20 protein-coding genes are annotated in these 19,541 nt (G+C 56.6%); 18 read left to right on the forward strand and 2 right to left on the reverse strand.

From position 1 onward, the window contains the following. Positions 1 to 7 precede the first annotated feature (7 nt). Positions 8 to 490, forward strand: a complete 483-nt coding sequence (locus SPH27_RS02015) for a GNAT family N-acetyltransferase (protein WP_047653295.1) — start codon at positions 8 to 10, stop codon at positions 488 to 490. Here SPH27_RS02015 and ptrR read toward each other — a convergent pair. Continuing rightward, positions 444 to 1,322, reverse strand: coding sequence for a putrescine utilization regulator PtrR (gene ptrR / locus SPH27_RS02020; RefSeq protein ID WP_182072330.1), 879 nt, complete (start codon positions 1,320 to 1,322; stop codon positions 444 to 446). The two genes, SPH27_RS02015 and ptrR, sit on opposite strands and share 47 nt — an antisense overlap. Positions 1,323 to 1,420: 98 nt before the next feature. Here ptrR and sad point away from each other — a divergent pair, with 98 nt between their 5' ends. The 9 genes from sad (at position 1,421) to SPH27_RS02065 (ending at position 11,797) form a co-directional block, all read left to right on the forward strand. After that, a complete protein-coding gene (gene sad / locus SPH27_RS02025) occupies positions 1,421 to 2,809 on the forward strand; it encodes a succinate-semialdehyde dehydrogenase (RefSeq protein ID WP_182072328.1) in 1,389 nt (462 codons plus the stop codon). Between the two features lie 122 nt (positions 2,810 to 2,931). After that, a complete protein-coding gene (locus tag SPH27_RS02030; protein ID WP_182072326.1) occupies positions 2,932 to 4,521 on the forward strand; it encodes a methyl-accepting chemotaxis protein in 1,590 nt (529 codons plus the stop codon). Positions 4,522 to 4,583: 62 nt separating this feature from the next. Next, positions 4,584 to 5,510 (forward strand): glutaminase B, encoded by a 927-nt coding sequence (gene glsB / locus SPH27_RS02035; RefSeq protein ID WP_182072324.1) that lies wholly within the window; start codon positions 4,584 to 4,586, stop codon positions 5,508 to 5,510. Next, the gene (locus SPH27_RS02040; RefSeq protein WP_182072322.1) at positions 5,510 to 5,866 is read left to right on the forward strand and encodes a DUF4186 domain-containing protein; all 357 of its coding nucleotides are present in this window, start codon (positions 5,510 to 5,512) and stop codon (positions 5,864 to 5,866) included. Before glsB ends, SPH27_RS02040 begins: the two co-directional genes overlap by 1 nt. Positions 5,867 to 5,979: 113 nt before the next feature. Further along, a complete protein-coding gene (locus tag SPH27_RS02045) occupies positions 5,980 to 7,419 on the forward strand; it encodes a GGDEF domain-containing protein (RefSeq protein WP_182072320.1) in 1,440 nt (479 codons plus the stop codon). Between the two features lie 119 nt (positions 7,420 to 7,538). Then, positions 7,539 to 8,504: a sensor domain-containing diguanylate cyclase gene (locus SPH27_RS02050; protein WP_039262472.1), complete on the forward strand. Its 966-nt coding sequence runs from the start codon at positions 7,539 to 7,541 to the stop codon at positions 8,502 to 8,504. Between the two features lie 82 nt (positions 8,505 to 8,586). Next, a complete protein-coding gene (locus SPH27_RS02055) occupies positions 8,587 to 9,114 on the forward strand; it encodes a GNAT family N-acetyltransferase (protein WP_182072312.1) in 528 nt (175 codons plus the stop codon). A gap of 116 nt (positions 9,115 to 9,230) precedes the next feature. Next, positions 9,231 to 10,682: a tagaturonate reductase gene (locus SPH27_RS02060; protein WP_322435579.1), complete on the forward strand. Its 1,452-nt coding sequence runs from the start codon at positions 9,231 to 9,233 to the stop codon at positions 10,680 to 10,682. A 200-nt stretch (positions 10,683 to 10,882) separates the two neighbouring features. Beyond that, complete coding sequence (locus SPH27_RS02065) at positions 10,883 to 11,797, forward strand: bestrophin family protein (protein ID WP_033145546.1); 915 nt, start codon at positions 10,883 to 10,885, stop codon at positions 11,795 to 11,797. Here the strand turns inward: SPH27_RS02065 and SPH27_RS02070 are convergent. Then, positions 11,785 to 12,333 carry a GNAT family N-acetyltransferase gene (locus SPH27_RS02070; RefSeq protein WP_058840592.1) on the reverse strand — a complete coding sequence of 183 codons (549 nt, stop codon included), beginning with the start codon at positions 12,331 to 12,333 and terminating at the stop codon, positions 11,785 to 11,787. The genes SPH27_RS02065 and SPH27_RS02070 overlap by 13 nt on opposite strands. 176 nt (positions 12,334 to 12,509) lie before the next feature. Between SPH27_RS02070 and SPH27_RS02075 the strand changes: the two genes are divergently transcribed. The 8 genes from SPH27_RS02075 (at position 12,510) to SPH27_RS02110 (ending at position 19,539) form a co-directional block, all read left to right on the forward strand. Next, a complete protein-coding gene (locus SPH27_RS02075; protein ID WP_182072308.1) occupies positions 12,510 to 13,472 on the forward strand; it encodes a hypothetical protein in 963 nt (320 codons plus the stop codon). Beyond that, positions 13,472 to 14,059, forward strand: coding sequence for a hypothetical protein (locus tag SPH27_RS02080; RefSeq protein ID WP_182072306.1), 588 nt, complete (start codon positions 13,472 to 13,474; stop codon positions 14,057 to 14,059). The genes SPH27_RS02075 and SPH27_RS02080 overlap by 1 nt, the downstream gene beginning before the upstream one ends. Before the next feature lie 9 nt (positions 14,060 to 14,068). Continuing rightward, the gene (locus SPH27_RS02085; RefSeq protein ID WP_182072304.1) at positions 14,069 to 14,539 is read left to right on the forward strand and encodes a GNAT family N-acetyltransferase; all 471 of its coding nucleotides are present in this window, start codon (positions 14,069 to 14,071) and stop codon (positions 14,537 to 14,539) included. Between the two features lie 12 nt (positions 14,540 to 14,551). Further along, positions 14,552 to 14,992: a GNAT family N-acetyltransferase gene (locus tag SPH27_RS02090; protein WP_033145551.1), complete on the forward strand. Its 441-nt coding sequence runs from the start codon at positions 14,552 to 14,554 to the stop codon at positions 14,990 to 14,992. Positions 14,993 to 15,137: 145 nt separating this feature from the next. Next, positions 15,138 to 16,133, forward strand: coding sequence for an alpha/beta fold hydrolase (locus SPH27_RS02095; RefSeq protein WP_182072302.1), 996 nt, complete (start codon positions 15,138 to 15,140; stop codon positions 16,131 to 16,133). Positions 16,134 to 16,177: 44 nt separating this feature from the next. Beyond that, positions 16,178 to 16,918, forward strand: coding sequence for a response regulator (locus SPH27_RS02100; RefSeq protein ID WP_033145553.1), 741 nt, complete (start codon positions 16,178 to 16,180; stop codon positions 16,916 to 16,918). Next, positions 16,915 to 18,213 carry an ATP-binding protein gene (locus SPH27_RS02105; protein ID WP_096151540.1) on the forward strand — a complete coding sequence of 433 codons (1,299 nt, stop codon included), beginning with the start codon at positions 16,915 to 16,917 and terminating at the stop codon, positions 18,211 to 18,213. Before SPH27_RS02100 ends, SPH27_RS02105 begins: the two co-directional genes overlap by 4 nt. 135 nt (positions 18,214 to 18,348) lie before the next feature. After that, the gene (locus SPH27_RS02110; protein ID WP_096151541.1) at positions 18,349 to 19,539 is read left to right on the forward strand and encodes a cytochrome c biogenesis protein/redoxin; all 1,191 of its coding nucleotides are present in this window, start codon (positions 18,349 to 18,351) and stop codon (positions 19,537 to 19,539) included. The last annotated feature ends 2 nt before the right edge of the window (positions 19,540 to 19,541 follow it).

The following is a 19,541-nucleotide window of genomic DNA, read 5'->3' on the forward strand; positions in this document are numbered from 1 at the left end:
GCCTGCCATGTATTCCATTACCTCTGAATCTGCACGTCATCCGGACATTCTCACGCTGATCGCGGCGCTTGACCGCTACCAGAGCGAACTCTATCCCGCCGAAAGCAACCATCTGCTCGACCTGTCCGCGCTGCCGGAAGCCTCGCTGATCCTGATGGTCATTCGTGACCAGCAGCTGCACGCCGTAGGCTGCGGAGCCATCGTGCTCAACGGCGACGGAACGGGGGAGATGAAGCGGGTCTATATCGATCCGGCCCATCGCGGGCAGCATCTCGGCGAGACGCTGCTGGCCGCCCTGGAAGATGAGGCCCTGAGCCGCCATTGCCACACGGTAAGGCTGGAGACGGGCATCAAACAGCGCGCCGCGGTTCGCCTGTACGAGCAGTGCGGGTACGATTTGCGTCCGGCGTTTGCCCCGTACGCTGACGATCCGCTCAGCCTGTTTATGGAGAAGGCGCTGGTTGAAGACGTTCGTTTAGCAGCGCTATAAAGGCTTTCAGCTGGCGGGTCATCGCTCCGCGCCGCCACACCAGCCAGGTTGTAAGCCAGCGCCAGTTTTCCGCCAGCGGCCAGGCTTCAACCTGATGATGTCCCGGCATACTCTCCAGCATCGAGCGCGGCATCAGCGCGATGCCCGCGCCCGCAATGACGCAGGCGAGCATGCCGTGATAGGACTCCATCTCATGAATGCGGCCGGGGGTGGCTCTGTCCGCATGAAACCAGCTTTCCAGATGTCGACGGTACGAGCAGTTCGCGCGAAAGGCGTAAACGTCGCTGCCGCTGACCTGCGTGGCGCGCGTCACCTCCGCGTGCCCGGCAGGCGTGACCAGCATCATCTCTTCCCGGTAGACCGGCATGCCTTCCAGCTCCGGGTGCGACAGCGGCCCGTCGACAAAGGCGGCGCTGAGGGTTCCCTCCAGCACGCCATCAATCATCGTCCCGGAAGGCCCGGTAGATAGGGCAAACTGGATGCGCGGATAGCGCTGGTTAAACTGCGCCAGCGTTTCGGGAATGCGCACCGCGGCGGTGCTTTCCAGCGCGCCGAGGGCAAATAGCCCCTGCGGCTCATCACCCGCGACGACCATGCGCGCCTCATCCACCAGGGCGAGGATCTGCCTGCTGTAGCGCAGGAAGTTATGTCCGGCGGGGGATAAGCGCAAACGCTGGTTCTCACGAATAAACAGCTCGACGCCAAGATCGGCTTCCAGCTGGCGGATGCGGGTCGTCAGGTTAGACGGCACGCGATGCACCTTCTGCGCCGCCTGGGTGATGCTGCCCGTCAGCGCGACGGCGTTAAACATTTCAAGCTGGGTTAAGTCCATGGCATTCTCGTTTCGTGAATAAGGTGGTTAGTATTATTCATTTTTAAGAAATAGCAGAGTGAGCCACAATGAATCAACCGAAATGCGTGGAGAACATCATGAAATATTCATCTGCTACACATGCCCTGTCCGTTAACCCGGCAACGGGAGAAACCCTCGCTGCGTATCCCTGGGCGACACCGGAAGAGGTTGAACGCGCGATTGCTCAGTCTGACGCGGGGTATCGCCAGTGGCGACGCGAAAGCGTGTCCCACAGGGCGCAGAAGCTCCTGGATCTCGGCGCCGCGCTGCGAAACCGCGCGGAAGAGATGGCGCAGACGATCTCCCGTGAAATGGGGAAACCCATCCTGCAGGCGCGGGCGGAAGTGGCAAAATCCGCAGCTCTGTGCGACTGGTATGCCGGGCACGGCCCGGCGATGCTGCGTGCGGAGCCTACGCTGGTGGAAAACCACAACGCGGTTATTGAATACCGTCCTCTGGGGCCGATTCTCGCGGTAATGCCCTGGAATTTCCCGCTCTGGCAGGTGCTGCGCGGCGCGGTGCCCATTCTGCTGGCAGGTAACAGCTATCTGCTTAAGCATGCGCCAAACGTGCTCGGTTCTGCGGATCTTATTGGGCAGATCTTTGCGGATGCCGGTTTCCCTGAAGGCGTATTCGGCTGGGTGAACGCCACCAATGACGGCGTAAGCCAGGCGATTAACGATCGCCGTATTGCGGCGGTGACCGTCACCGGCAGCGTGCGTGCCGGTGCGGCCATTGGCGCGCAGGCAGGAGCCGCGCTGAAAAAATGCGTTCTTGAGCTGGGTGGCTCCGACCCGTTTATCGTCCTTAACGATGCCGATCTGGATCTAGCCGTGAAGGCGGCGGTGGCGGGTCGCTACCAGAATACCGGACAGGTGTGCGCGGCGGCCAAACGTTTTATCGTCGAGGAGGGTATCGCAGAGACCTTTACCCGGCGTTTTGTCGAGGCCGTCTCTGCGCTAAAACTCGGCGCACCGGATCGGGAAGAGAACTTTATTGGCCCGATGGCGCGTTATGACCTGCGCGACGAACTGCATCAGCAGGTGCAGGCCACCCTAGCCGAAGGGGCAACGCTGCTGCTGGGCGGAGAGAAAATCAGCGGAGAGGGCAATTACTACGCGCCAACCGTGCTGGCCAACGTCACCCCGTCGATGACGGCGTTCCGCCAGGAACTGTTTGGTCCGGTCGCGGCCGTGACTGTCGCAAAAGACGCGGAGCACGCTCTGGCGCTTGCCAACGACAGCGACTTTGGCCTGTCCGCCACCGTCTTTACCGCGGACGCGGCGCTTGCGGATAAATTCTCCCGCGAACTGGAGTGCGGCGGCGTGTTTATCAACGGCTTTAGCGCCAGCGACGCGCGCGTGGCCTTCGGCGGCGTGAAGAAAAGCGGCTTTGGCCGCGAGCTTTCCCACTTTGGTTTGCACGAGTTCTGCAACGTGCAGACGGTGTGGAAGGATCGGGTGTAATTTATCTCCCGCCTGTGATTACGGCCCTCATCACGAGGGCCGTTGTCATTTATCTGCAATGGTTCTGTCATTTTCATTTCGTAGACTCGCTCGCGTCTAACGCATTGTTAATGAAGATAATTATGAACCTAACGCAAATTTTTCGCCGTATTGCGCAGTGTCTCACCCCTCGTCACTTTGGCCTGCTGACGGGTATCTTTTGCATTATTGGCCTTTTCTCCGCGCTGCAGCTCTCCTCCTCATTTCTGCTTAACGCCTCCCTGAACGACGCCCAGCGCAACGAGCAGCAAAACCTGCTGGCCTGGCAGCAGCAGAGCAAGCTGGATCTGGCCCGCGTTTCCCTGCTGGCGGCAAGCGACCTGCTTAACCGCTCCGGCGTCTGGTTTATGCAGGATAAAGAGACCGGCTCCGACGGGAGCTGGCACAGCCTGATGGACGATGCGCAAAAGGCGCTGGCGGTTTCTCAGCAGGCGTGGAAGGCCTGGCTGGCGCTGAATCCGCCGAAAGACGATGCCCTGGTGAACAGTTATCAGCTTTTTTACGGCGCGATAAACGAGCAGGCTGAAGGTCTGATTAAGACCAACACCATCGACGCGTTTTTTGCCGTACCGGCTCAGGCGTTTCAGTCTGATTTTAACGACAACTATGCGCGCTATCAGCAGGCAAGCGAGAAGCAGGCCATGCAGGGGCGCCAGAGCCTAATGGCACAGCTCTCCGGCCTGCAAACGTTGTTCCTGTTTGCGCCGGTGCTGCTGCTCGCCATCGCGGTTGTCGTCTGGTTCGGCATGTCCAGATGGGTGATTACGCCGCTGCGTCGGTTGATTGCGCATATTAACCGGCTGGCGGCAGGGGATCTCTCCGGCACGCCGCCGACCGTCATGCGCTTTAACCGGGAGATAGGTCAGCTTAGCGACAGTATTGCGACGATGCAGCACGGTCTGCAGCAGCTGGTGACGCAGGTCAGCCATGCCACCGCAACGATGGTGGAGAACATTGACTCCCTTGCGCAGGGTAACCAGAAGCTGTATCAGCAGTCAGCGCGCCAGGCGAAAGAGCTTGAGGATGTGACGGCGCATATTGCGGCGCTGGAAAGCCATGTGGAAGGGAATACCGGCTATGCCAGGCTCGCCAGCTCGCGGGCCGATGAGGCGCGTCAGGCGGCCGTGGGCGGCGACCGGATGATGTCGACCGTGAATGCGTCCATGCAGGCGATCGTCGACAGATCTTCTGAGATGCGCGGGATCGTGGCGATGATCGACAGCGTGGCGTTTCAGACCAACATCCTGGCGCTGAATGCCGCCATCGAGGCGGCCCATGCCGGAAACCAGGGGCGCGGCTTTGCCGTCGTCGCCCGGGAAGTCGGGCTTTTGGCCAGAAAAAGCAGCCACTCGACGCAGACCATTCAGGAGCTTATTAACCGCTCGCTGCAGGGCATTGAAGACGGTTCCCGCGCCGTTACCCTGATGGAAGAGAATCTGCAGCAGGTCACCGGTCTGGTGGGCAATTTGAGCAGTTTGCTTAATGAGATCTCAACCGCCACGCTCAGCCAGGGAGACAGTATTCACCAGATGACGCGCCAGCTTCAGGCGCTGAATCAGGTCTCCCGTCAGACGGACCTGCTGGTCTCAGACGCCTCGGATGCCTCTGAGCGGCTGCAAAAGCAATCCGATCTTTTATTGCAGGCCGTTTCGCGTTTTCGTCTTAGCGCCTGACGCAATACATAAGCCTCTGTTATACTCGCAGCCCGTTTTAGCCTGAGGGCAAGGAGCAAAGTGTGGCTGCGGTCATCCATAATGAGATGTTGGACGAGATTCTGGCGCAGGTTCGTCCGTTAATTGGAAAGGGGAAGGTTGCCGACTATATTCCGGCCCTTGCCTCGGTGAGCGGGAATAAGCTGGGGATTGCTATCTGTACCATCGACGGACAGCGATACCAGGCAGGCGATGCGGCTGAGCGTTTTTCCATTCAGTCCATTTCGAAAGTGCTGAGTCTGGTTGCGGCGATGCGCCAGTATGAAGAAGAAGAGATCTGGCAGCGTGTCGGTAAAGATCCTTCCGGCCAGCCTTTTAACTCGCTGCTTCAGCTCGAGATTGAGCAGGGTAAACCGCGAAATCCCTTTATCAATGCCGGGGCGCTGGTGGTCTGCGATATGCTGCAAAGTCGCCTCAGCGCACCGCGCCAGCGAATGCTGGAGATTGTTCGCCAGCTCTCGGGCGTTGACGATATTGCCTATGATGCGGTGGTGGCACGCTCGGAGTTTGAACACTCCGCCCGTAACGCGGCTATCGCGTGGCTGATGAAATCCTTCGGTAATTTCCACAACGACGTGGCGACCGTGCTGCAAAACTACTTCCATTACTGCGCCCTGAAAATGAGCTGCGTTGAGCTGGCCCAGACGTTCCTGTTCCTTGCGCACCAGGGGCACGCGCCGCATCTCGATCAGGAGGTGGTTTCTCCGCTTCAGGCCCGGCAGGTTAACGCGCTGATGGCCACCAGCGGGATGTATCAAAACGCCGGTGAGTTTGCCTGGCGCGTTGGGCTTCCGGCTAAATCGGGCGTCGGCGGCGGGGTCGTGGCGATTGTGCCGCATGAAATGGCGATAGCCGTCTGGAGCCCGGAACTGGATGAAACGGGAAATTCGCTTGCCGGCGTGGCGGTTCTGGAGAAACTCACCCAGCTCCTAGGACGTTCCGTATACTGATGTCCGATCTGGATCCTCTCTTTTCCCGCCTGGCGCGATCGACATTTCGCTCGCGCTTTCGCCTGGGCGATAAGGAACGACAGTACTGCTGGGACAAAGGCCCCGAAACCATTGATCGGCACGCCGCGGATTTTGTCGAAAAGCGCCTTGCGCCCGCGCGCCCCGCAAACGACGGTAAGCAGACGCCCATGCGCGGTCATCCGGTGTTTATCGCCCAGCATGCCACCGCCACCTGTTGCCGGGGCTGTCTGGCAAAATGGCATAACATTCCACAGGGCGTAACGCTCACGGCGCCGCAACAAAATTATATCGTCAGCGTCATCCACCACTGGCTGGTGCTGCAGATGAACGCCTAAATTTGACGAGTTATGCTCCCGTGGTATTTGTGTTATAGATGCATCCCAAGTTAGTCCCGATCATGCTGACGACCGCAATAATTGCCATAAGCTTTCATATGGAATGATATTTAATGCGTTCTGCTCTTACCGCTTTCAGGCCGTTCCAGATTGATACGCCGCTGCGAAATGCAGCGACGATCTTCATCCTCACCACTTTATTCTATTTTGTGGGCGCGGAATTACGGCTCGTTGAGGCCCTGTCGCTGTTCTGGCCGCTGAATGGCGTCATGGCAGGGATATTCGCCCGCTATGTTTACCTGAATCGCCTGCATTACTACGCGGTATGTTATGTCGCGATGCTGTTGTACGACGCGGTCACGACCAACTGGGGTATGGCCTCCGTGTTGATCAACCTGTCAAACATGATCTTTATCGTCGTCGTCGCCGTGCTGGTTCAGCGCGACAAGCGGCTGATGAAGAAAACCCCCGATCCGCTTAACGCGCTACGCCTGTTTAACTACTGTCTGATTGCCGCGCTGCTTTGCGCCTTGCTCGGCGCGGTAGGGTCGGTCGGGATTGACAGTCATACCTTCTGGCCGCTATTTGCCGACTGGTTTAGCGAGCAGTTCTCAACCGGCGTGCTTGTTGTGCCCTGTATGCTCACGTTGCGTATGCCCGGGCGTGAACTCAGGCTCCGTCTGGAGCAGCTGCTGCCGGTAATTGCGCTGATCGTCTCGGTGATCGCGTCGGTGGTGATTGGCGGAGCGGGGAGCCTCTCGTTTCCTCTGCCTGCGCTTATCTGGTGTGCGGTTCGCTACTCGCTGCCCGCCACCTGTCTGCTGACGTTTATCACGGGGGCCACTGAAATCATTCTGGTCGCCAACTCGATTATTAATATCGCCGTGGCGACGCCGTTTACGACGCCAATGATGTTTTCAGCCCGGCTGGGGATCGCCACGATGGCGATCTGCCCGGTGATGGTATCCGTCAGCATGGCGGCGATTAATTCCCTGATCCGCCAGGTTTCACTGAGGGCGGATTATGACTTTTTAACGCACGTCTACTCGCGTTCCGGGCTTTATGAGGCGTTAAAGCATGAAGAGACGTACCGGCACACGCGTTTTCTGACCGTCATGCTGCTGGATATTGATTATTTCAAGAGCATTAATGATAACTACGGCCACGAGTGCGGAGACCGCGTGCTGGCGTCGTTTGCCCGACAGGTGCAGCAGGTCGTCGGCGAAAACGGCATGGTGGCGCGCATGGGCGGGGAAGAGTTCGCCGTGGTGGTCAATTCAGGCGACGCGCAGCACGGTTTTGAACTGGCTGAACGTATCCGATCCACCGTTGCCAGCCATCCTTTTACATGGCGTCACCAGACGCTCTATCTGACCGTCAGCATTGGCCTCGGCAGCGGAAAGGCCGAGTCCTGGCAGCTGACCGAGGTCTTCAACAAGCTCATGGCCGAAGCGGACGATCATCTCTATCGTTCAAAAAAAGCGGGTCGAAACCGTACCAGCGCCCGGGTGGCGGACGAGCAGATTGCCGCGCCCTCCGGGAGTGAAACATAGCTGCGTTAATCGTCATAAGGCATTGACGTGAATAGTAAGCGGCTTAACAGGACGTCAGAACACTGACAATGTCTCTGTTTAAGCTACGCTTTTAGTAACGCTTTACGTCAGGAGACATTATGAAAGCACCTGCAACCCCTGAAAATGAAACAGACAGACTCAACTCGCTACGAGAATCAGGTCTGCTTGAGATCGACAGTTCCCCGGCGTTTGACCGCTTAACGCGTCTGGCAAAACGCTTCTTCCAGGTGCCGCTGGCGATGGTCAATCTCATTGATGAGCATTCGCTGATCGTGAAGTCGGCCGACGGTCAGGCGCCCGGCAGCGTTCCGCGCAATATCTCATTTTGCGGGCATACGATCCTCACCGAAGCGCCGCTGGTGGTGGGGGATATGCTTCAGGACGATCGCTTTGCGGATAACCCGCTGGTGGCCGGTGAGCCTCGCGTGCGTTTTTACGCGGGTTTCCCGCTGCGCCTGCGCGACGGCGCAAGCGTTGGCTCGCTGTGCCTAATTGATTACGCCCCCCGCGAGTTTTCTGCCGCCGACCTCGCCGTGCTGGGGGACCTTGGCGCGCTGGCGGAAGACGAATTTGCTGCCATCAGCGCGGCGACCACGGATGAATTAACCGGGTTATTCAACCGTCGGGGCTTTAATCAGCTCGTGCGGTTCACGCTTTCCGTTGCCCGGCGTCGCGCTGAGCCGCTCACGCTCGGCTGGCTGGATTTGGATCGCTTTAAGGAAATTAACGATCGCTTCGGGCATGAAGAGGGGGATAAGGCGCTGAAAGCGATGGCGCAGCTGATGCGCGCCTCTTTCCGCGAAGCGGATCTGCTGGTGCGTTTTGGCGGGGACGAGTTCGCCGTGCTGTTCGCGGATACGGATGAGCAGGGCGCCTGGATTGCCATGCAGTATCTTGCCGAGCAGGTAGAAAACTATAACGCCCGCAAGCTACATCCCTGGTCGCTCCATTTCTCGTGGGGGCTCAGTGAATTCGATCATAACGGCAACGACCTGCAGCAGTGGTTAAAAGAGGCCGATGAAAAGATGTATGCCATGAAACAGCAGCGACAGCGCTCCCGGTAACATAACAAAAGCGTATGTCCGATCCGTTTGCGTTAAGAAGATGTTAAATGCACAGTGACGGTATTCAACGTAAGGAAAAACAATGAATACCTCACTGCAAATCAAAAACCTCACCCGAGACGACATTCTCACCCATCTTGATGCGCTGGCCGGGATCCTCGAAAACTGTGTGAACGGCGGGGCATCCGTCAGCTTTGTGCTTCCCTTTAGTCTGGATAAGGCTCGTTCGTTCTGGCGCGGCATCGCTGAAAGTGTAGGGCGCAACGAGCGTCTGGTGCTGGCCTGTGTCGACCCGCAGGACGGCGTCATCGGTACGGTGCAACTGATCGTCGACCAGCCGGAAAACCAGCCGCATCGCGCCGATGTGGCGAAGCTGCTGGTTCACGAGAAAGCGCGCCGCAAAGGTGCCGCGATGGCCTTGATGGAAGCGCTTGAAGCGGAGGCCTGGGCCAGAGATATTTCGGTTCTGGTGCTCGATACCTCCACCGGCAGCGGCGCCGAGACGTTCTACCAGCGTGCCGGCTGGCAAAAGGTGGGGGAGATCCCGCGCTATGCCCTGATGCCGGACGGCGCCATGACGGCCACGTCCGTGTTCTATAAGTTCTTATGATTATTTTGTACAACTACGCCGTGGATTGATCAAAACAGGGTATCTGGTCGTTAAGTTTTGATAAGTTATCGTACCAATCTTATCGGGCTGTATGACTAATCATAAAAGGAATCCCTGTGAACACGCTCAACCGTCGTGATTTTCCCGGAGCTCAATACCCGGAACGCATTATTCAGTTTGGCGAAGGCAACTTCCTGCGTGCGTTTGTCGACTGGCAAATTGACCTGCTAAATGAACATACCGATCTTAACGCCGGTGTGGTTATCGTCCGTCCTATTCAGAGCGACTTCCCGCCGTCGCTGAACACTCAGGATGGTCTCTATACCACTATCATTCGCGGCATGAACGGGCAGGGTAAAGCGGTGAGTGAGAGCCGTCTTATCCGCTCGGTTAACCGGGAGATCGACGTCTACGGCCAGTATGATGCGTTCCTGAAACTGGCGCACAATCCGGACATGCGCTTTGTTTTCTCGAACACAACCGAAGCGGGTATCAGCTACCACGCGGGTGACCGATTCGCCGATGCCCCTGCGGTGAGCTACCCGGCGAAGCTGACGCGACTGCTGTTTGAGCGTTATAGCCACTTCAACGGTGCAGCGGATAAAGGCTGGATCATCATTCCGTGCGAGCTGATTGACTACAACGGTGACGCGCTGCGTGAACTCGTCCTGCGCTATGCCCGGGAGTGGGCGCTGCCTGCCGCCTTTATCCAGTGGCTTAACGAGGCAAACAGCTTCTGCTCGACGCTGGTTGACCGTATCGTGACCGGTTATCCGCGTGACGAAGCGGCCACGCTGGAGGCTGAGCTGGGTTATCACGATGGTTTCCTGGATACGGCTGAACATTTCTATCTGTTCGTTATCCAGGGGCCGGCATCCCTTGCTCAGGAACTTCGTCTGGATAAATACCCGTTGAATGTGCTGATTGTCGACGACATCAGGCCCTACAAAGAGCGCAAAGTCGCTATCCTGAACGGCGCGCATACGGCGCTGGTGCCGGTGGCATTCCAGGCTGGGTTAGAGACGGTAGGCGAGGCGATGAATGATGCAGAGATCTGCGCGTTTGTCGAAAAAGCGATTTATCAGGAGATCATTCCGGTCCTCGATCTGCCGCGTGACGAGCTGGAATCTTTCGCCAGCGCGGTAACAGGCCGTTTTCGCAACCCTTACATCAGACACCAGCTGCTTTCCATTGCGCTTAACGGCATGACCAAATACCGCACCCGCATTCTGCCGCAGCTGCTGGCAGGGCAGAACGCAAGCGGACAATTGCCTGCACGTCTGACGTTCGCGCTGGCTGCGTTAATAGCGTTTTACCGCGGGGAGCGTAACGGGGAGAACTATCCGGTGCAGGATGATGCATTCTGGCTGGAACGTTATCAACAGCTCTGGGCACAGCATCGCGACCAGCAGTTGAGCACCCGTGAGCTGGTGCAGTCCGTGCTGAGCGTGAGCGAGCACTGGGAACAGGATCTCACGCAGGTCTCCGGGCTTGTCGACCAGGTCACCCTGGATCTTGACGCGATTCTCCTGAAGGGAATGCGCGCAGCGGTGAACCCCCTTTGCTAATGACGTTACCCGGCTTCGGCCGGGTTTAATTACATCTTATTTTAGTTACAACATACTATGTGCACTTTTTTTAAAACTACATGTAGCACCGTGCAGTTATCGCTAAGCAGCTCCTAAAATTCAATGTTCCGTTAACATGCTTGCAACCGTGAGAGAGATCACGTTTAATAGCCACGCTCTTTTCCTTCCTGAAACTCACTATGATTGTTCGCCCTAAACAGCACTGGCTACAACTGATTTTTGTCTGGCACGGTTCGGTACTTCCCAAAATCTACACCCGACTGCTGCTCAACTTCCTGCTTTCAATCGCCGTTATCCTGATGCTGCCGTGGTATACCTCGCTGGGCATCAAATTTACCGTGGCGCCGTTTAGCATCCTCGGCGTGGCGATCGCTATCTTTCTGGGTTTCAGAAACAACGCCTGCTATTCACGCTACGTTGAGGCTCGCCTGCTGTGGGGGCAGTTGATGATAGCGGCACGCTCGCTGTTTCGCGAGGTAAAAAACACCTTGCCTGACGATAAGCACCTGGGGGAATTTGTCCGCCTGCAGATAGCTTTTGCCAACTGCCTGCGCATGACCCTCCGCCGGGACCTGAACGCCGAACAGCTCTCTCGCTATCTTGCTCCGGACGATTTGCGTCACGTGATGAGCGCCAACTCGCCGGCGAACCGTATTTTACTGATCATGGGGGAGTGGCTGGCCGTGCGGCGGCGTAACGGGCAGCTTTCAGACATCCTGTTCCACAGCCTGAACAACCGTCTTAACGATATGTCCATCGTCCTCTCCGGCTGCGAGCGCATTGCGACTACGCCGGTGCCGTTTGCCTATACGCTGATTTTGCACCGCACGGTCTATCTGTTCTGCATCATGCTGCCGTTCGCGCTGGTTGTAGATCTGCACTACATGACGCCGTTTGTCTCGGCGCTGATCTCCTACACCTTTATCTCGCTGGACACCCTGGCGGAAGAGCTGGAAGACCCGTTCGGTACAGAAGATAACGATCTGCCGCTGGACGCCATCTGCAACATGATGGAACGCGATCTGCTGCAGATGAACGATGAAGAGAACATTCCTGAAAGGCTGATGCCGGATAAGTATTATCAGCTGACCTGACGGGCGTTCCACTCGTCGCGGGTGATCTCCCACAGTTCGGAATCCAGCATGCCGCTGACGTAGGCTTTCTTTTCCGTCCTGATAAGCCGCATGCCGCTACTGTCTGAAATACGCCGGGAGCGGCTGTTGGCGGTGGCTTTCGGGGCGCGTAATACGGGTTTGTTTAGCGTATTGAACCAGTAATCCGTCGCGGCAATGCTGGCCTCGCGCATGTATCCCTGGCCCTGAAACTCCGGGGCCAACCAGAATCCACGGTTGTTATCTTCGACGTCATACAAACAGATAATACCCATCAACTCATCCGGCACCTCGCGACGACGGATGCTCCAGAACCAGGCGATCCCTTTTGCCATATCCGGCAGCGCCACGTTGTTGACATAGTTTTCCGCGCCGTTATCCGGGTAGGGCCAGGGCACGGAAGAGACCATATAGCGGACGATCTCCCAGCGCGGATAACGCTTTTGTATCTGGGTAGCATCTTCGGCAACCAGCGGTTTTAGCAATAAGCGTTCTGTCGTGAGCGTCGGTATCGTCATCCGCGGATCTCCATATTTAAGCGTTATTCTTTTGTTTGTGTTCTGGTATTTTCACTTCTATCACATTCTATTTAGTTGCGTTGAAACTTATTTACTACCAAAATTTTGCTCTGCATAGCGCTCGATTACCGTCAGATTAGTTGGGTTAACTTACCCATCCACATAAGGAGTAATGTATGGTTTTGCCTGGAATGAATCCTGAGAAAAATCTACCGGGATATGATTATGCGCGCATAGCAGGCTTTGGAGCTGCAGATTTCGATTTCAAAGCACTGGGTTCCGCAATGGACTGTAATCGCGAATTCGCTCAGGCCGGGATCATTTATTCTGATGGTGCTCAACGCTATCTGGTTCGCTCTGGTCAGCGTCATCCCAATGGTCAAAGTGGTATCGTAACTCACGTAATTGTAACTAAAGCGAACTCACAACCATCCGCCTCTAGCGTAGGTAAATCCTTGACTGATGCTGTGGCATCTACATCTATGGGAACTGAACTTGCATCGACGGTACTATCATGTGGGGCGATGATCATCACTGGAGGTGTGATGCTTGCCGGCACGGCGGCAACCCCCCTTACTGCAGGAGGAAGTGGTGTTTTGGTAGCGATTGGCTACGCAGGAACCCTTGCGACCGGGTTGCAATGCGTTAACGGCCTTTATCGTATCTATGATTTGGTTGAAAACGGTGGCGGTAATGTTGCCTGGCTCGATACGCAAGAATGGTACGTCGCCACCTCAACTTCACTGGATGTAATTTCGTTAGCAAGTGCAGGAGGGGCGCTAAAAGAAGCAGTTACCACCTGGCGTGCAATGAAATCTATATCTTCCTTGAAAGCCACTGAGTGGTTAAAAAGTTATCCTCGTCAGGATCGCGCTCGTTTGACCGAATTGATAATTCGCGCGCAAAACCCCGGTATAAGCAACAAGGAAATTAAGGCACTTATACGCGCTGGTCTTTATCCGAAACGATTTCCAACCGGGCCTGTTCAGGTAGAGCTCACTCGACAACTTGGGCAAGTGGTTACAAGTGCCGCAGCATTGGCCGGGAGTGCTGTGAGTGGCGTTATTGCAGCGCCCAGTAATTTACCACGGACCGGTAAATACATTATCGGTACCATTCAGTCACTGGCGGTATTCTGATGAAGTTTTTGAGTTTTTTAACCGGACGGGTTTTCCAGGATCTCCTGCAGCATGGCAAAGAGATAGAGGAGGCTATTGCTCATCGTGATACCCGTCTCTTGAATCATTCCACGCCAGAGCTGGAACGGTATTTTTCGCGTCCACTCAGCGAGCTTCCGCGTCAAAATCCTTATCCGGTAGCGGTGCTGTTACCTCTTTTTTTAGTGGCGTTTGCGTTAAACCTTCTGCCTTTTCTCAGCGCGTTGCAGGGGTTGTCACCTTTACATCATGCATTGAGCTTTTTCGTACCATCATTGACGATGACAGGCGCGCTCATTGTGATAAGCGTACTCCTGGCTCGAGGTAAGACGTCGGGATTGTTGGGGTTTAGGGCGTTGTTCATCATTCTGCTGATAACGACCCTCGTTCAGGTTTTACATATCCTGCTTTCGCATGACGGAGGCCTTTGGCCGCTGGTCATCGCATCCTTCGCACTGTTATTTTGTCGGGTGGTGATGAACAGCAGCGGCTTTGTGCTGTTTACGCTCTATTGTCGTACTCAGCGTCTTGCCAGACTGGCACGGGAAATGCGACTAAAAAGCCGTTAAAGAGGGGTTATGACTTTACGAAAAGCTAAGCCACAGGAAGCCGAAATACTCTGGAATATTCGCAATCAGGCGATTCGTCACGGCTGTAAAACCAGCTACGACGCTGACGTCATTGCGCGCTGGACGCCGGATCTCATGCCCGAACGCTATCGGCAGATGGTCATTGAATACCCTTTTTACGTGGTGGAAGATGAAACGGGCGGCGTTGCGGCGACCGGCTATCTGGATCTGGATACCCACTGTCTGGAGGCGATATTCACCTTGCCCGCGGCCTTCGGTAAAGGCATGGCGACCCGAATTATCGAGGCGCTCAAAAATGAAGCCCGTAGCCGGGGGATAACCCGCCTGAGGCTGGATGCAACCCCTAATGCCCAGTCGTTTTATCAGAAGCTGGGGTTTGTCACGCTGCGCGAAAACTATCATCACTCGCGTATGGCCGGGGCTGATTTACGCTGTTTTGAAATGGCGATCGACTTGTAATGTGAGGAACACATGGCTGTCACGGTAAGACCTCTACGTGAAGACGATTATTCCCAATGGCGACCGCTGTGGGATGGCTATACCCATTTTTATGATTGTTACCTCGAGGAATCCGTCACCGCATCGACATGGGAAAGGGCGCTCTCAGCGCATTCCTCGATGTTTTGCCGCGTGGTAGAAACGGATGAAAAGGTCATCGGTTTCGCGATGTGCATTCTGCACGAAGGAACCTGGTCAACGGCCCCCGTTTGCTACCTGGAAGATCTGTTTGTTGATGCCGACGAACGCGGGGCGGGAGCCGGTAAGGCGCTCATTGATGCTCTGATTGAGGAAGGCAAGCGCGAAGGGTGGTCAAAACTGTACTGGGTCACCCGGGAGAATAACCCGGCGCGAAAACTTTATGACAAATACGGTCAAGCCGACGATTACGTCCGCTATCGCATCACCCTTTAAGGCGACAAGGCCTGGGTTTGTATCACACTGTATCTGCGTCGCTGATACATACACAGGCTTGCAATAAACCCGCTTTCGCACATATCCGCTATACATTGCCGTGTTGTTATATCCCCGTGAACTGTACTCAACCGGAGATACCAACATGTTTAGCAAACTCGCGTACTCAACTCTCGCATTGACCGTTTCTCTTGGCACCGTGATGTCCTGTCAGGCTGAAGTCACCGGCACAACTTTCGCGGCAGCCTTTGATCATCCGCAGCAAATTAACGCCGGCGATCTGAATGTCGGTTATGTCGACATCGGCCCGAAAAACGGCCAGCCGGTTATTTTACTGCACGGCTGGCCTTACGATATTCACAGCTACGCCGACGTCGCGCCCGCGCTGGCGGCAAAAGGCTATCGGGTGATTGTGCCTTCTCTGCGTGGCTACGGCACCACGCGCTTCCTGTCTGCCAAAACGCCGCGCAACGGCCAGCCTTCAGCCATGGCGAAGGATATTGTGAACCTGATGGATGCCCTGAATATTAAGCAGGCGGTATTTGCAGGATATGACTGGGGTGCCCGTACGGCGGATATCGTTGCGGCGCTATGGCCAGAGCGCGTTAAGTCACTGGTGTCGGTGAGCGGGTATCTCATCAGCAGCCAGCAGATTGGCAAACAGCCGCTGCCGCCAAAAGCGGAACAGCAGTGGTGGTATCAGTTCTATTTCGCCACCGCGCGCGGTGCTGAAGGCTATGCCAAAAACACGCATGACTTCGCCCGTTTGATCTGGTCTCAGGCCTCGCCTGACTGGAAATTTAGCGATGCTGTCTTCAACGCCAGCGCCAAATCTCTCGATAACCCGGATCACGTCGCGGTGACGCTCAGCAACTATCGCTGGCGTTTAGGGCTGGAAAAAGGCGAGCGCAAATACGATAGCTACGAGCAAAAACTCGCTACGCTGCCGAATATCACCGTTCCAACGATCACCATCGAAGGCGGGAACAACGGTGCGCCGCATCCGGCTCCGCAGGCTTACGCGGGTAAATTTACCGGTAAATATGAACACCGCACCTTCGGGGCAACCGTGGGGCACAATCCGCCTCAGGAAGATCCGCAGGATTTCGTTAAGGCCGTCGTTGACGCGGACAAGCTCTGAAATGTGCTATTTTCAGTACGTTACCCTTCGGTCTGGAGATTTCGGTGGAGCATATTGATCATATCCTTGTCGTCGATGACGACAGGGATATTCGTGAACTGATTGTCGATTATCTCGTTAAGTCTGGCTATCGCGCGACGGGCGCGGCCAACGGCAAAGAGATGCGCGTCGTGCTGGATAAACAGCATATCGACCTGGTGGTGCTGGATGTCATGATGCCCGGCGACGACGGGCTTACGTTATGTCGAGAGCTACGCGTCGGGAAATATAAAGATCTGCCCATTCTGATGCTGACGGCCCGCAACGAGGAGACGGACAGGATCCTGGGTCTGGAGATGGGCGCGGATGACTACGTGGTGAAGCCGTTTGTCGCCCGCGAACTGCTGGCGCGTATCAAAGCGATTTTACGGCGTTTTCGCACGATGCCGCCCAATTTGCAGGTGACAGAAGCCGGGCGGCTGGTGATGTTCGGTGAATGGCAGCTCGATACCGTTGCCCGTCACTTAATCGATCCGGAAGGGGTGATCGTGGCGCTCAGCGGGGCGGAGTATCGCCTGCTGCGCGTTTTCCTTGACCATCCTCAGCGGGTGCTGACCCGCGATCAGCTGCTCAACCTGACGCAGGGGCGAGACGCCGAGCTGTTTGAACGTTCTATCGATCTGCTGGTTAGCCGGGTCCGCCAGCGCCTGAACGAAGATGCCCGCACGCCTGCCTATATCAAGACCGTGCGCAGCGAGGGCTACGTTTTTACTATGCCGGTCACCATCAAAGAGGCTAACGAATGACGCTCTGGCCACGCTCGCTGCTGGCCCGCTTGCTGCTGGTAGTGCTGTCCGGCCTGCTGCTGGCCAACGCCCTGAGCCTGACGTTGGTCATGATTGAACGAATGCACAGCGCCAGAACGGTGATGCTCGGTAATCTGGAAAACGACGTCGCAACCAGCGTCGCCATTTTAGACCGCTTACCGGCCAGCGAGCGCGCAGCCTGGCTTCCGCGTCTCGAACGGGGCAACTACCGTTATATTCTGGGGCCGGGGGAGCCCGGCAACGCGCCGACGGATAAGCGTTCGCAGGACGCCATCCGAACCTTAAAAGCGACGCTTGCGACACAGTACCCGCTCAGCTTCACCGCCGTTCCCGGTGCCGTTTCACACATCCAGGCGCATCTGACGTTACGCGACGGCGCGCCGCTGACCATTGACCTGATCCCACGCATGCCGCCGGTCGCCAGTTGGCTGCCCGTAGTGCTGATCCTGCAGCTGCTGTTGCTGGCGGCGTGCGCCTGGATTGCCGTGCGGCAGGTGGTGCGGCCTTTTTCACAATTTACCCGCGCGGTGGATTCGCTGGATCCGGCGGCCAGCACGCCGATGACGGAGAAAGGGCCGCTTGAGGTGCAGCGTGCAGCGCATGCCTTCAACGCGATGCAGGCGCGCATTCAGTCTTATCTCCGGGAGCGCGCGCAGATCCTGGCGTCCATTTCTCACGATCTTCAGACGCCGATTACCCGCATGAAGCTACGCGTCGAGATGGCAGGGGAACCTGAACTTCGCGACAAGCTCCTGAACGATCTCGATAGCATGACGCGTCTTGTTCGCGAGGGTATAGCGTATGCCCGGTCATCAGAATCCCTGGAAGAGACCCCGCTGAAGCTGGAGCTGAACGCCTGGGTCAACAGCATCGCCTGCGATTATCAGGACATCGGTAAAAACGTGCAGCTTCAGGCAAACGATACCCGCTTGCCGATCGTTACGCGTCCGCAGGCGCTTCGTCGGGTGATGACCAACCTGCTGGATAACGCCCTTAAGTTCGGTGGGTATGCCGTTATTGCCATTGATAATTCGTCTTCCGAAGAGGTAGTGGTTCACATCACTGACGGCGGACCGGGAATACCCGATGACGAGCTTGAGGCGGTATTACAGCCGTTTTACCGGGTGGAAACATCGCGCAACCGCGATACCGGCGGAACAGGACTCGGACTGGCGATTGCCGCGCAGCTCACCGCTCAGCTGGAAGGAAAGCTCAACCTGACGAACCGGGCCGGAGGCGGACTGGATGTCTCCATTACGCTACCGCGCCGTTAATTGTACGGCTTTGTATCTCCCGGCCCGGGTGATACAGAGCCAGACAAAACCTGCGTTTTTACACATATCCTGAACACATCCGCACGATGAAATAGCCTCACTGCAGCGTCGCAGGACTTGTATTGTGAGGTGTCTATGTTTCTGGTAATCGCTTTTCTGGGCGGGATGATAAGCCTGCTCAGTCCATGTACGCTCCCGGTTATTCCACTCCTTTTCGCCGGTTTTCAGGGACAGCGACGACATATTCTGGCCCTGCTGGCGGGGATGATCGTGATGTTCACCCTGGTGGCGATGGCCGTCACCGTCGCCAGCGAGTGGATAGCAGAGGCGACCATCGTCGGGCGCTGGATCGCTCTCGTTATTCTGGCCGCGGCCGCGCTGGCCTTAATTTTTCCGTCATTCGCCCAGCGTATTGCGGGTCCGGCCGTCAGCGCGGGAAATGTCCTGAACACCCGAAGCGGGCAAACGCGCGGTCTGGCATCGGCTTTTCTGGCCGGGCTTGCGGTGGGGCTGCTCTGGTCTCCCTGCGCCGGTCCCATACTGGGCGCCATTTTCAGCATTAATATCGCGGGCCACTCGGCCATAGCGACGGGCGCGCTGCTGGCGGCCTATGGCAGCGGATGCGCTCTGATGTTAAGCCTGCTCGTTTTCGGCGGGCGCACGCTGATGGCGCCGTTAAGAGCAAAATCGGCGCTGATGGAAAGGCTGCGGCAGGGGGCGGGCGTGGCGATGCTGTCGGCTGTCGTATTCAACGCGACGGGAATGACTTCGCTTCTGAAAGGAGCAAACGGCATTGCGGACCGTCTGGAGGCAACACTCCTGACGCTGGCGAAACCCACAGCCGCGCCGGTGAAGCTCCAGCCGGTCGTGATGACAGAGCCCAGCAGCCAGCTGCCTTCATTAAGCGGGGGTACAGGTTGGATTAACGGTGACCCCGTCACGTCTGAATCCCTGCGAGGGAAGGTGGTGTTAATTGATTTCTGGACGTGGGATTGCATTAACTGCCAGCATACGCTCCCGCACGTGCGGGACTGGGCCACGAAGTATCAGTCGCAGGGGCTGGTCGTGATTGGGGTTCACACGCCGGAATATCCCTGGGAAAAACCGCTCGCCTCGGTGAAAAACGCGGTAAATAAATGGCAGCTGCCGTACCGGGTGGTGACGGATAACAACTATCAAATCTGGAACGCTTTCGGGAACCAGTACTGGCCAGCGCATTACTATTTCGATGCCAAAGGCCAGCTACGCTATACCGCCTTTGGCGAAGGAGATTATGCGCAACAGGAAAAGGTCATTCAGCAACTGCTGAAAGAGGCCCGGTCATAACC

The sequence above is a fragment of the Enterobacter sp. A103 genome (genome assembly GCF_034427535.1).
Classification (GTDB): domain Bacteria; phylum Pseudomonadota; class Gammaproteobacteria; order Enterobacterales; family Enterobacteriaceae; genus Enterobacter; species Enterobacter asburiae_B.

Excerpts from the sequence above, each read along its gene's own strand:
- SPH27_RS02075 (WP_182072308.1), top strand. The coding sequence starts at position 12,510 with ATGGTTTTGCCTGGAATGAATCCTGAGAAAAATCTACCGGGATATGAT.
- SPH27_RS02055 (WP_182072312.1), top strand. The coding sequence starts at position 8,587 with ATGAATACCTCACTGCAAATCAAAAACCTCACCCGAGACGACATTCTC.
- SPH27_RS02040 (WP_182072322.1), top strand. The coding sequence starts at position 5,510 with ATGTCCGATCTGGATCCTCTCTTTTCCCGCCTGGCGCGATCGACATTT.
- sad (WP_182072328.1), top strand. The coding sequence starts at position 1,421 with ATGAAATATTCATCTGCTACACATGCCCTGTCCGTTAACCCGGCAACG.
- SPH27_RS02095 (WP_182072302.1), top strand. The coding sequence starts at position 15,138 with ATGTTTAGCAAACTCGCGTACTCAACTCTCGCATTGACCGTTTCTCTT.
- ptrR (WP_182072330.1), bottom strand. The coding sequence starts at position 1,322 with ATGGACTTAACCCAGCTTGAAATGTTTAACGCCGTCGCGCTGACGGGC.
- SPH27_RS02105 (WP_096151540.1), top strand. The coding sequence starts at position 16,915 with ATGACGCTCTGGCCACGCTCGCTGCTGGCCCGCTTGCTGCTGGTAGTG.
- SPH27_RS02030 (WP_182072326.1), top strand. The coding sequence starts at position 2,932 with ATGAACCTAACGCAAATTTTTCGCCGTATTGCGCAGTGTCTCACCCCT.
- SPH27_RS02090 (WP_033145551.1), top strand. The coding sequence starts at position 14,552 with ATGGCTGTCACGGTAAGACCTCTACGTGAAGACGATTATTCCCAATGG.
- SPH27_RS02065 (WP_033145546.1), top strand. The coding sequence starts at position 10,883 with ATGATTGTTCGCCCTAAACAGCACTGGCTACAACTGATTTTTGTCTGG.
- SPH27_RS02110 (WP_096151541.1), top strand. The coding sequence starts at position 18,349 with ATGTTTCTGGTAATCGCTTTTCTGGGCGGGATGATAAGCCTGCTCAGT.
- SPH27_RS02050 (WP_039262472.1), top strand. The coding sequence starts at position 7,539 with ATGAAAGCACCTGCAACCCCTGAAAATGAAACAGACAGACTCAACTCG.
- SPH27_RS02045 (WP_182072320.1), top strand. The coding sequence starts at position 5,980 with ATGCGTTCTGCTCTTACCGCTTTCAGGCCGTTCCAGATTGATACGCCG.
- SPH27_RS02080 (WP_182072306.1), top strand. The coding sequence starts at position 13,472 with ATGAAGTTTTTGAGTTTTTTAACCGGACGGGTTTTCCAGGATCTCCTG.
- SPH27_RS02015 (WP_047653295.1), top strand. The coding sequence starts at position 8 with ATGTATTCCATTACCTCTGAATCTGCACGTCATCCGGACATTCTCACG.
- SPH27_RS02085 (WP_182072304.1), top strand. The coding sequence starts at position 14,069 with ATGACTTTACGAAAAGCTAAGCCACAGGAAGCCGAAATACTCTGGAAT.
- SPH27_RS02070 (WP_058840592.1), bottom strand. The coding sequence starts at position 12,333 with ATGACGATACCGACGCTCACGACAGAACGCTTATTGCTAAAACCGCTG.